Source organism: Bradyrhizobium sp. 18BD, assembly GCF_054185225.1.
In genome coordinates, this window is record NZ_JAVAYL010000003.1 from 382,902 (window position 1) to 394,701 (window position 11,800).

The 11,800-nt window shown below is 63.3% G+C and carries 10 protein-coding genes; 4 read left to right on the forward strand and 6 right to left on the reverse strand.

All coding sequences use genetic code 11. The annotated features are described in order from the left end of the window. Positions 1-24 precede the first annotated feature (24 nt). On the forward strand, positions 25-450 hold the full coding sequence (locus RAD16_RS07965; RefSeq protein WP_458157417.1) for a hypothetical protein: 426 nt from the start codon (positions 25-27) through the stop codon (positions 448-450). Here RAD16_RS07965 and RAD16_RS07970 read toward each other — a convergent pair. The 6 genes from RAD16_RS07970 to RAD16_RS07995 form a co-directional block, all read right to left on the reverse strand. Continuing rightward, positions 438-1,265: a TonB family protein gene (locus tag RAD16_RS07970; protein ID WP_458157312.1), complete on the reverse strand. Its 828-nt coding sequence runs from the start codon at positions 1,263-1,265 to the stop codon at positions 438-440. The two genes, RAD16_RS07965 and RAD16_RS07970, sit on opposite strands and share 13 nt — an antisense overlap. A 9-nt stretch (positions 1,266-1,274) precedes the next feature. Further along, positions 1,275-1,739, reverse strand: coding sequence for a TonB system transport protein ExbD (gene exbD, locus RAD16_RS07975; protein WP_458157313.1), 465 nt, complete (start codon positions 1,737-1,739; stop codon positions 1,275-1,277). A 3-nt stretch (positions 1,740-1,742) separates the two neighbouring features. Continuing rightward, positions 1,743-2,663 carry a tonB-system energizer ExbB gene (gene exbB / locus RAD16_RS07980; RefSeq protein WP_458157314.1) on the reverse strand — a complete coding sequence of 307 codons (921 nt, stop codon included), beginning with the start codon at positions 2,661-2,663 and terminating at the stop codon, positions 1,743-1,745. Next, positions 2,660-3,349, reverse strand: coding sequence for a Fe2+-dependent dioxygenase (locus RAD16_RS07985; protein WP_458157315.1), 690 nt, complete (start codon positions 3,347-3,349; stop codon positions 2,660-2,662). Before RAD16_RS07985 ends, exbB begins: the two co-directional genes overlap by 4 nt. Before the next feature lie 19 nt (positions 3,350-3,368). Then, positions 3,369-5,918 carry a TonB-dependent receptor gene (locus RAD16_RS07990; protein ID WP_458157418.1) on the reverse strand — a complete coding sequence of 850 codons (2,550 nt, stop codon included), beginning with the start codon at positions 5,916-5,918 and terminating at the stop codon, positions 3,369-3,371. A gap of 226 nt (positions 5,919-6,144) precedes the next feature. Next, entirely contained in the window at positions 6,145-6,384 is a 240-nt protein-coding gene (locus RAD16_RS07995; RefSeq protein WP_025035676.1) for a hypothetical protein, read from the reverse strand. A 398-nt stretch (positions 6,385-6,782) separates the two neighbouring features. Here RAD16_RS07995 and RAD16_RS08000 point away from each other — a divergent pair, with 398 nt between their 5' ends. The 3 genes from RAD16_RS08000 (at position 6,783) to RAD16_RS08010 (ending at position 11,735) form a co-directional block, all read left to right on the forward strand. After that, the gene (locus RAD16_RS08000) at positions 6,783-7,955 is read left to right on the forward strand and encodes an efflux RND transporter periplasmic adaptor subunit (protein ID WP_458157316.1); all 1,173 of its coding nucleotides are present in this window, start codon (positions 6,783-6,785) and stop codon (positions 7,953-7,955) included. Next, positions 7,952-11,098 (forward strand): efflux RND transporter permease subunit, encoded by a 3,147-nt coding sequence (locus tag RAD16_RS08005; protein ID WP_458157317.1) that lies wholly within the window; start codon positions 7,952-7,954, stop codon positions 11,096-11,098. Before RAD16_RS08000 ends, RAD16_RS08005 begins: the two co-directional genes overlap by 4 nt. A gap of 64 nt (positions 11,099-11,162) precedes the next feature. Next, positions 11,163-11,735, forward strand: coding sequence for an invasion associated locus B family protein (locus RAD16_RS08010; RefSeq protein WP_458157318.1), 573 nt, complete (start codon positions 11,163-11,165; stop codon positions 11,733-11,735). Positions 11,736-11,800: the final 65 nt, after the last annotated feature.

The window sequence follows — 11,800 nt, forward strand, 5'->3', positions numbered from 1 at the left end:
GCCGACTTGGTCAAAGCTGCCGATATGCTGATCGCGCGACGCGCGGATACCCGTGCCCGCGCCGATTTTGCCACCTGGAAGATGATGGCCAAGCTCAACGGCTCGTCCGCGCTGCCTCCGGAGGCCCAGGAGTTCCTCGCCAGCTACAACAACCTGCTGGCGCAGATGAGCGAGGGTGAGGCCACGGAGGCCACCATCGGCGCGATCTACAAGGCCTACTATGCCGAGATGGGCGGCGCAGGAACCCCGCCCGACGTCCGCACCACCCGCGCAGCCGAACCGGCCGCGGACAATGTTACCGCTTTCCGCCGCCCGGCCCCGAAGCCGAAGACGACCAGCTTTTTCGGGAGTGGCGCGGCCGCCGGAACCCAGAAACGGCCCCTCCCGGTGGCGCTGATCTTCGCCTGTCTGGTCGTCGTCTATGTCGGGATCCGGCTTTACTGGCGCTGAGCCGACTTCTTCTTTTTCTTCTCGTCCGGCGGCTTGAACTTGATCTCGACCGTTCGTTCGAAACGGTCCTCGTTCAGGGCGACAGGCGGCTGCGGGAATGGGTCGGACTTGCGGACCATGGCGATCGCGGCGTCATCGAAGGCCTTGTCCCCGGACGAGGCCACGACGTCGACTGACAGCACATTGCCCATGCGGTTGAGCGCAAAGCTCACCTTGGCCGTCTCGTTTTTGGGCTCCTTGCCCTCCGGATTGACCTTGTGCGCCGAAAGATGCGCGCTGATCTTGCGGTTCCAGTCCGCGGTGAGCTTCAGGAGGTCCTTGCCGATGCCAAGCACGGGCGCCATCGCCTTCTCGGCCTCGCGCGTTGCGTCCTCGAAGGTCTGGCGCTCCATCGCGACCGACTTCTGCGCGGCCTCCATGGCCGGCGTTTCGACGGCGGCGATCTTGGGATCGTCGTCCTGCTCTTTCTTCGGCTTGTTCTCGGTGACGAGGCGATCGGCCTCCTCGACCTGTTGCGGCCGGTCCTGGGGAAGGTCCGTCTCCTTCACCTCGGCCTTTTGCTCGGGCATCTCCGGGCGCTCTTCCTGTTCCTCGGATTCCGTCGGCCCGGGCGGCCTCTCGGACTCCTGAACCGGCGGCGACGTCATCTCGACCGCGAACTCGGCCCCGGCCGCGCCCAACCCTTCGTCACCATTGTCGGCCTGCAGGTTTGCGAGCGCGAGCGCAGCCCCACCGACATGGAGGACGATGGCCGCGATCGCGGCCAGGATCCAAAGCCGGCGGGATGATCTGGGTTCGAGCTCGACATCGGACATGGCGAACCTCTAAGGCTGCGCGGGGCTCACGGCAGGCGCTCCCGCCGCCGTGGGAGGCCCCTCGAGCGCAACAAGCTTCACCTTGGTGTAACCGCCGGAGCGCAACAGCTCCATGACGCCCATCAACTCGCCATAGGGCACCGAGCGATCGGCGCGCAGAAAGAGGTACTTGTCCTTGCTCATGTCGGCCATCGAATCGAGCGTCATGATCAGCTCGGCCCGGAACACGGACTCCTCGCCGATCGCGAGCGTCATATCGCGCTTGATGCTGAGATAGGTCGGCTTGTCCGGCTTCTTCTGCGGCATCGCGCTCGAGGTCGGCAGATCGATCGGCAGGTCGACCGTGGACAGCGGAGCTGCGACCATGAAGATGATCAGCAGCACCAGGATGACGTCGATGAACGGCGTGACGTTGATGTCATGCGTTTCCGAGAAATCGTCCTCGTCGTCATTGTCCGTGAGCGAAACGGCCATGGTTCACTCCGCCGCGCGAGAATGCAGGCTGCCGTGGCTGCGGTCGAGATCGCGCGAGAGCAGACGTGCCGCCGCGCCCGAGGCACGGCTGACGAGCTCGAGATAGCCCTTCGTCACGCGCGAGAAGTGGTTGTAGATGATGACGGCCGGAATGGCGGCGACGAGGCCGATCGCCGTCGCGAGCAGCGCCTCGGCGATGCCGGGCGCGACGACGGCGAGGTTCGTGGTCTGCGACTTCGAGATGCCGATGAAGCTGTTCATGATGCCCCAGACCGTGCCGAACAGGCCGACGAAGGGCGACGTCGAGCCGATGGTCGCGAGCACGCCCATGCCGATGCGGATGCGCCGCGCCTCCGCGCGCACGATCTCCTGGAAGCTCGAGGCCGCACGCTCCTTGATGCCGTCATCGCTGGCGAGGCCAGCCGACATCCGCGCCTCGTTCAGCGCCGCCGCCAGGAAGGACGGCAGGATGCCCTGCTTGGTCCCGAGCGCCATCTGCGCTTCGGCGAGCGAGCGTGCCTGGGCGACCTTCTTCAGCGCCGAACGCAGTTTTGCCGAGGCGACCGACAGCTCGAACGACTTGGCGATGAGGACGGTCCAGGTCATCAGCGAGGCGAAGGCGAGCCCGATCATCACCGCCTTCACGACGACGTCGGCCGACATGAACATCACCCAGGGTGATAATTCCTTCATGCCGGGCACACCGACGGACACCGCTTCGGCCTTTGCGGCCGCCGGTGCGGAAGCCGTGGGAGCCGCAGGGGCTGCCGCCGCCGGGGCGGAAGGAGCCGGACTGGCGGCGGGCGCCGCGGCCGCCGGCTGCGGCGCCGGGGTCTGTGTCTGGGCAGAAACAGGGGATGCGAGCCAGGCGGCCGCCAGCATCACAGCGGCGGCAAGGCTTGCTTGGGGGGACATGATCTTCATACTTCGGCCCAGTAGCGAATGAGGTTGTGATAGATACCCGTCAATTTGACCGTTTCGGGATCGTCACGCCCGAGCCGTTCCACCAGCGCCTGTATCGCGGTGTCGAGGTCAAAGATCATGCTCCGGGCTTGATCGTCCCGTATCATGCTCTGAAGCCAGAAGAAAGACGCAACCCGCGTTCCCCGGCTCACCGGCGTGACAAGATGCAGGCTGGTCGAGGGATAGAGCACGCAGTCGCCGGCTGGCAACTTGACTTCGTGAGAACCGTAAGTGTCCTCGATCACAAGTTCGCCACCGTCATATTCTTCCGGCTCGGCGAGGAACAGCGTGACCGACAGGTCTGTGCGGATGCGAAGGCCGGTCAGCCGGTCGCCGCGGATCGCGTTGTCGACATGCAGGCCGAAATGGTGGCCGCTGTCAGCCGCATAGCGGTTGAACAGCGGCGGGAAGATCTGGAGCGGAATTGCCGCCGCGATGAAGCGCGGGTTCGACGTCAGCGCCGAGATGATGCGGTTGCCGAGCTTGCGCGCGACCTCGCTGTCCGGCGGCAATTGCTCGTTGCGCTTGACCATGGCCGACTGCGACCCCGCGGTCGAGCGGCCATCCTCCCATTCGCTGGCATCCATGATGCGGCGGAAATCCGCCACATCATCCTTGCTGAGAACGTTTTCGATGCATGTCAGCATGAAGCTCGTTGTTGCTCCGTCAGTAGCGCGCTGACAGCACCAGGTAAGCGGCACGCCCCGGTGCTTCCAGCACGAAGGGCGCAGCGCTCTGGTACAGCGCGTCGTAGTAGCGCTTGTCGAAGATGTTGTTCACGAACAGCTTGACCTGCCAGTTCTTGTTAATCTTGGCCTCGGCGAACATGTCGAAACGCCAATAGCTTGGAAGCGACGTGCCCTGGTTGGCCGCGAGCAAAGTGCCGCCGTAAATTTTCGAGCGATACACCGCCTGCCCGCCCAGCTCCCAGGTGTCGTTGATCTGATATTTCGAGAGCAAGCTAAAGGACTGATGCGCAATGTTGGCGAGCGGACGACCGACATTGGTCGGATACAGTGCCTTGTTGGCCGACGGGGCCAGCGACTGCGTGACCTCCGACTCCATGAGCACGAGCCCGCCAAAGACACTCCACTTGTCGGTGATCTTGCCGCTCACACCGAGATCGATACCGCGAATGCGGTAGGCTGCTCCGGCCGTGATGCACGATATGTTGCCAGTCGTTCCGGCCGGATAGACGCATCCCAGGGGAGCTGCAGCGGCGGCGCTGCCCACGTTCTGCGACTCGCGTGCATTCTCTTTCGTCGTCTGGAACACCGCTGCGGTCAGGAGCAGATGACGGTCGAATAGCTCCCATTTGGTTCCGAGTTCGATAGCCTTGTTCTTCTCGGGGCCGAATATCTGCGTATTGCCGCCCGGCAGGTTCGGGTTCAGGCCGCCATAGGCCGTGCTGGTGCCGTCGAATTCGGCGCCAACCGGGTTCGCCGAGGTCGCATATGCCACATAGACACTACCGTTCGGCGCCGGCTTCAACGTCAGGCCGAGGTTGAAATTCGGAATGAGAAACTCTGCCGATTGCTGGCCAGGACTGCCGACCTTCCGCGTGTTGATGCTGTAATCGTCATAGCGGAAACCGCCGTTCAGGATCACCAAGTCACGATAGTTTGCGCTATCCATGACGTAGCCGCTGACGGTGTCGATGCCGATCTTGGTGGGACTTCCGGTAAGGCTCGGAATCCCGAAGGGAAGATTGGTGTATTGCGGAGCGAACACGCTGACGTCGGTCTTCGATCCGCCGCCGCTGAAGGGCGTGCCGGTCGTCAGCTCCGAGCTGAGGCCAGTATAACTATCGATCGACGATCTCTCGCGATCGTACTCGACACCGCCGAGCAAGGTATGTCTGAAGCCTACATCGTCGTTGAAGTTGTAAGTTGCCTCGGTCTGGTTGGCGAACACGTCCGTGACCTGGAATCGGCTCTGCGGATTTGCACTCAGCGTCGAGGCCGAGAGCGGATCGACAAGCTTCGGCGCTTCAGGAAGCGTACCGATGTAATTCTGCGTCGAGCGGGACGCGCGGATCTTGTTGCTGACCATCAGGTCGGGGGTGATCTGCACTTCTGCGTTGATTGTGCCGATGTCCTGGCCGGTGCGGAAGAAGTCCCGGTTGACGAAGCCGTACCAATTGTTGCGATTGACGCCAAAGTCCGGGAAGGGCCCGCCTGCAGTGGTGAGTGCTTGATTGGCCGCGTTGAAGGGGCCGGGCCTGTAGTACGGCACGCCGAAATCCGGAAGGCCGGTCAGTTCGGTATGGATGTAGTTGCCGGTGACCTTGACAGCATCGGTTGGCTTCCAGGTCGTGGCGACGAAGGCGCCGTTTCGATTATCGGTGACATAGTCGCGGCCAGCGACATTTGCATCCTGGAACAGCCCGCCGGCTCGGATGGCGAACGTCGGATCGATCACCTGGTTGACGTCGAGCACCACACGCTTGGTCTGGTCGGTGCCAAACGTGGTGTCCATGTTGTAGAAGTTGCCTGCTGTCGTCGCTTGCTTGGTGACGATGTTGATTGCACCACCGGCGACACCGCGGCCCGCGAAGGTCGAGCCGGGACCGCGCAGGATCTCGACCTGCTCGGTGAAGAAATTCTCGCGGACGCTAACGCCGGAGTCGCGGACGCCGTCGATAAAGATGTCGTTGCGGGCATCGAAGCCGCGGATGAAGAAGCGGTCGCCGAAGGCATTGCCGCCCTCGCCCGTTCCCAGCGTCACGCCGGCCGTGCTGAGAATCGCCTGCTTCAGCGTCGTGGCGTTCTTGTCCTCCAGGACGTCCTTTGTGAGCACCGTGATCGATTTCGGTGTGTTGAGAATCGGCTCAGGGAATTTACCCGACGCCTGCACGCGGGTGGCCATGTAGGGCGCTGCCGGATTCGCGTATGGATCAGCATCTGGCGCAACAGCATTTGCGGACGGTGCTTGCGCAGCCTGCTGGCGCTGCGCGGCACGGCGCAGCGCGTTGCGCGCGCGGACCTGATCGGGCGTCGGCTTCGAGGCCGTCGGACGCGGACGCTGCACCGGCGCATCGACCGTTACCGGCGGCAGGTTCGACTGCTGCGCCTCTGCGCCGCTCGACACCGACGCGACCGCGATCAAGCTCGCGACGGCCGAGACCTTCTTGCCGGAAATTCCTGCGGACTTCTCATCCACTGGATTGAATGCTGCGACCGAACGCAACGACTTCGGCGCGACCACCTGCCCCATTACCAAACGCCCCATTTTCAAGTTCGCTCATTCAGTTCGATGAGCGGTTAGGCTGTTGGTATCGACGGCAAAATAGTGGGTCAATCCGCGCAGGCCGCGAGAACACCGGAATAGGTCCAGTTCAAAACGATTCTAAATTTCAGTTTGAAACAGTTCTAAATCGTTGTTTGGACTCGTTCTAAAACACGCGCAAAAATATCGAGAAATCCCGCTTCGCAGAACAATCTCAATCGCTGCTCGGCGGCTTCATCAGCGAGAACAATTCATCGACGGTCTTCTGCGCGACCGCGCGCACGCGATCGGTGTTGTCCATGCCGGCGATGTTGACGCCGTTGACGACGGCTTTGATCTCGTCGCGGAAGTCGGTGAGGAAGCGCAAGGGATCACGCTGTTCGTTGGCAACGCGCGCGATCAATCCCGTGATCAGAATCTGACACGCAATCAGCTTGCCGTTCAGCTCGTCCATTCCTGCGCTCCCCCTTTTGGCGGGGCCGATATGACCGATGCCGATTTTCCTGACAACCGAAACGCCATGCGCGCGATTTAGAACCGTTCTCATCGGCGCCAATCCGGACGTTCAGTCCCGCTGTCGTCGCAACACCTACGGCACGGCTCCGCTTCCGCCCACACCGGTTCCGAGCAGTGCCTGAAGTTTGCACGCAGATCGTTCGCGCCGGGAAAATGCAGCACTGCACACCGTAGTGACACGGAGCTGCCTAGGCAGTGCAAAGCTTTCCAATTGTTTAGGATTCTCAACCCATAGTGCTGTTTACACTGGAACTTGGCGTGTATTATACAAGCTCGCTGGAACCCTATGATTGCCCCACAATTCGTAGTTTTGGGCATACGAGCCAACGAGCCGATATGAAAAAATCACGGCCGATATTTTGGATTGTCGTCATCGCGGCCGTGGCCACCGCGGGTTACTATGGTTGGCAGAAATACGGCTCAGCAGATGCCGGAAAGGCCCAGACAGCACAAAAGGGTCCGCCCCGCCCGTCCGCCATCCCGGTCAGCGTTGCGCCGGTCCAGAAGGTCGATTTTCCGGTCTATCTGACCGGTCTCGGCACGGTTCAGGGGTTCAACACCGTCCAGGTCCGCTCCCGGGTTGACGGCCAGATCGACAAGATCGCCTTCACGGAAGGGCAGATCACCAAAGAGGGCGAGCTTCTCGCCTCGATCGATCCCCGCCCCTATCAAGCCACGCTCGACCAGGCCAAGGCCAAGAAGGCGCAGGACGAGGCGAATCTGGCCAATGCCAATCTCGAGCTCCAGCGCGCCATGAAGCTCGGTGAATTCGCGACCGTGCAGCGGGTCGACACCCAGCGCTCCACCGTCGCCCAGCTCACCGCGCAGATCGCTGCCGACGAGGCCGCGATTTCCAATGCGCAGACCCAGCTCGACTACACCCAGATCAAGACGCCGATCACCGGCGTCGCCGGCCTGCGTCTGGTCGACGTTGGCAACATCGTCAACGCCTCGACGCAGACGGGCATCGTCACGATCACGCAGGTCGAGCCGATCACGGTGATCTTCACCGCGCCCGAGGATCAGCTCCCTTATATCAGCGAAGGTCAGAAGGACGCCGCCCTCAAGGTGATCGCCTTCAGCACCGACGGCAAGAAGACGCTGGCCGAGGGCAAGCTCTCGGTCATCAACAACCAGGTCGACACGACCAGCGGAACTATTCGCCTCAAGGCGGTGTTCGACAACAAGGAACACACGCTGTGGCCGGGCCAGTCGGTTTCGACGCGGCTTCTGGTGCGCACGTTGAAAGACGCCACCGTGGTTCCCGATGACGCGGTTCAGCATTCGACCAACGGCCTCTACGCCTATACCGTCAATCAGGACAACAAGGCCGAGGTGCACAAGATCAAGGTCAGCTACGCCATCGACGGACGTTCGGTCGTCGATGAAGGCTTGACCCCTGGCCAGCAGGTGATCACCGGCGGTCAATTCAAGGTTCAGCCCGGAAGCCTCGTCTCGACGGCGGTGGCAAGTTCGGATCCGGCCCAGAGCAAGGTACGACAGGAATGACCGAGGGCGGGATTTCGGCACCTTTCATCCGTTATCCCATCGGCACCTCGCTGCTGATGGCCGGCATTCTCTTTGTCGGTCTCGTTGCCTATCCCCTGCTGCCGGTCGCACCGCTGCCGCAGGTGGACTTCCCGACCATCCAGATCACGGCCAATCTGCCGGGCGGCAGCCCGGAAACGATGGCCTCGTCGGTGGCGCAGCCGCTGGAACGCCAGTTCGCGCAGATTCCCGGCATCGCGCAGATGACGTCGACGAGTTACCTGGGCACCGCGTCGATCACCATCCAGTTCGACCTCAACCGCAGCATCGACGGCGCGGCCAACGACGTGCAGGGCGCGATCAACGCCGCCAGCGGCCAGCTGCCGAAGAACCTGCCCTCGCCGCCGACCTACCGTAAGGTCAACCCGGCTGACGCGCCGATCCTGCTGCTGTCGGCGACGTCGGAGACGCTGCCGCTGACCAGCGTCAGCGACGCGGTCGACGCCCAGCTCGCCCAGCAGATCAGCCAGCTCTCGGGCGTGGCGCAGGTCTTCATCGGCGGCCAGCAGAAACCCTCCATCCGGATTCAGATCGACCCGGCGAAGCTCGTCGCCAAGGGCCTGTCGATGGAGGACGTGCGCAGCCAGATCGCGATCACCACGGTCGACAGCCCCAAGGGCAATATCGACGGGCCGAAGCGCGCCTACACGATCTACGCCAACGACCAGCTCACCCAGTCCAAGGACTGGAACGACGTCATCATCGCCTATCGAAACGGCGGTCCCTTAAGAATTCGCGACATCGGCCAGGCGGTCAGCGGCGCCGAGGACGCCAAACAGGCGGCGTGGGCCAACGGCAAGCGCGGCGTGTTCCTGGTCATATTCAAGCAGCCGGGTGCCAACGTCATCGAGACGGTCGACCGGATCAAGGCGACCCTGCCCCGCCTCGTCGCGGCGATTCCGCCGGCGATCAAGATCGAGCTGATCAGCGACCGCACCACGACCATCCGCGCCGCGGTCGAGGACGTCCAGTTCACGCTGCTGCTGACCATTGCCCTCGTGGTCATGGTCATCTTCATCTTCCTGCGCAGTTTCTGGGCAACCGTCATTCCCACGGTCACGGTTCCATTGGCGCTGCTCGGCGCATGCGCCCTGATGTGGGTGGCCGGCTATTCGCTCGACAATCTGTCGCTGATGGCGCTCACCATCGCGGTCGGTTTCGTGGTCGACGACGCCATCGTGATGCTCGAAAACATCACGCGCTACATCGAGGAAGGCGAATCCCCGATGGCGGCGGCCTTCCGGGGTTCCAAGGAAATCGGCTTCACCATCATCTCGATCAGCGTCTCGCTTGTCGCGGTGCTGATCCCGCTGCTGCTGATGGGCGGCATCATCGGCCGCCTGTTCCGCGAATTCGCGGTCGTGCTGGCGATGACCATCTTCGTCTCGATGTTCGTGTCGCTGACGCTGACGCCGATGATGGCGTCACGCTTCCTGCGCGCCCACGGCGAGGTCACCCACGGCAAGTTCTACCAGTGGAGCGAAGCCGCCTTCGACGGTATGCTGCGCGGCTACGAACATGTGCTCGACCTTGCCCTGTCCTGGCGGCGCACCACGCTGGCGATCTTCTTCGCTACGCTCGCTTTGTCGGTCTATCTGTTCGTCCTGATCCCGAAGGGCTTTTTCCCGCAGCAGGACGTCGGCCTGATCACCGCGACCTCGGAGGCTTCCCAGGACATCTCCTTCGCGGAAATGCAGCGGCGGCAGGTCGAGCTCGGCAAGATCGTGATGGAGGACCCCGACGTCGCCACGATCGCGATGAACATCGGCGGCAGCGGCCGCGCCGGCAACAACGGCAACATGTTCATCACCTTGAAGCCGCGTGACCAGCGCGACGCCTCGGCGCAGCAGATCATCGCGCGCCTGCGTCCCAAGCTCGAGAAGGTGTCCGGCGCCCGCCTCTACATGCAGGCGGCCCAGGACGTCCGGCTCGGCGGCCGGCCGACGCGCACGCAGTTCGAATTCACCTTGCAGGATGCCGATCTCGCCGAGCTCAACGACTGGGCGCCGAAGATCCTCGCCAAGATGCAGACGCTGCCGGAGCTGCGCGACGTCGCGACCGACCAGCAGACCCAGGGCACCACGGTCCAGCTCAAGATCAACCGCGACACCGCGGCACGCTACGGCATCCAGCCGCAGCTGATCGACGACACGCTGTATGACGCCTTCGGGCAGCGCCAGGTCACGCAGTATTTCACCCAGCTCAATACCTACAAGGTGATCCTCGAGATCCTGCCGGAGCTGCAGGGCAGCCTCGAGAGCCTGAACAAGCTCTACGTGAAATCGCCGCTGACCGGCGACCAGGTGCCGCTGTCGACCTTTGCGACCTGGACCACCGATCCGGTCCGCCCGCTCTCGATCAGCCACCAGGGCCAGTTCCCGGCGATCACGATCAGCTTCAACCTCGCGCAGGGCGTCGCGCTCGGCCAAGCGACCGAGGCCGTGCAGAAGGCGATGGCCGATCTCGGCGCGCCGCCGACATTGAATTCGAGCTTCCAGGGCACCGCGCAGGCGTTCCAGCAGTCGCTCGGCACCGTGCCGCTGCTGATCCTCGCCGCACTCGTCGTGGTCTATCTGATCCTCGGCATTCTCTACGAGAGCTACATCCACCCGATCACGATTCTGTCGACCCTGCCCTCGGCCGGCGTCGGCGCACTCGCGATCCTGATGGCGGCCGGCTTCGAGTTCAGCCTCATTGCCTTGATCGGCGTCATCCTGCTGATCGGCATCGTGAAGAAGAACGGCATCATGATGGTCGACTTCGCGATTGCCGCGGAGCGCGACCACCACAAGACGCCGGAAGAGTCGATCCGGCAGGCTGCGCTGCTCCGCTTCCGCCCGATCATGATGACGACGATGGCCGCATTGCTCGGCGGCGTGCCCCTGATGCTCGGCCACGGCACCGGCGCCGAAATCCGCCAGCCGCTCGGCTACGCCATGGTCGGCGGCCTGATCGTCAGCCAGGCGCTGACGCTCTTCACCACGCCCGTCGTCTATCTCTATCTCGACAAGCTCAACAACTGGTTCTCCGGTTGGGGCCGTTCGGGTGACGGCGAAGGCCACGAGGTCTCCGAGCACGGCGCCGTTAAGCAAGCCGCCGAGTAAACTTGCGCCGCGGCTCCCGCGACGCTACAGCGAAGCCCCCGGTTCACGCCAACGCGGTTTCGCCATGCTCATGCAATCCAGACTTGCCGCCCTCGCCGCCGCTCTGCTGCTCTCAACCGGCGCGGCGTACGCCCAGCAGGGCGCCAAGAAGAACGCAGCTCCCCCGGCCGCTGCTGCGCAGCCCGCGCCGGCTCCGGCGCAGCCACAGGGTGACGCCGCTCAGGCGCAGCAGGCCGGCTGGGTCGTGCGCTGCACCAGCGTCAGCCGCGATGCGCCGCTCGAATGCGCGATGGAGCAGAACGCGGTGCTGACCAAGACCGGCCAGACCATCGTCCTGATCAACATCCGCATCGCGCCCGACACCCGCACGCCGATCGCACTGCTGCAATTGCCGCTCGGCCTCAATTTGCCCGTCGGCGCCAAGCTCCAGGTCGACGAGGGCAAGACGGTCGACCTCCAGATCCAGACCTGCGAGAACCGCGGCTGCTACGCCTCGACGCCGATCGCAGCGGACCTGCTCGCGGCCTTGCGGTCGGGCAAGCAGCTGAAGGTCTCCTTCCAGAACATGGGCAAGGAGACGATCGCGATCCCGATGCCGCTCGGCGACTTCGCCGCGGCCTACGACAAGATCAAGTAGCGACTGCCCTAGAGTTTTTCTGCTCGCGCGCTCGCCTCTCTCACCTAGTCATTGCGAGCGCAGCG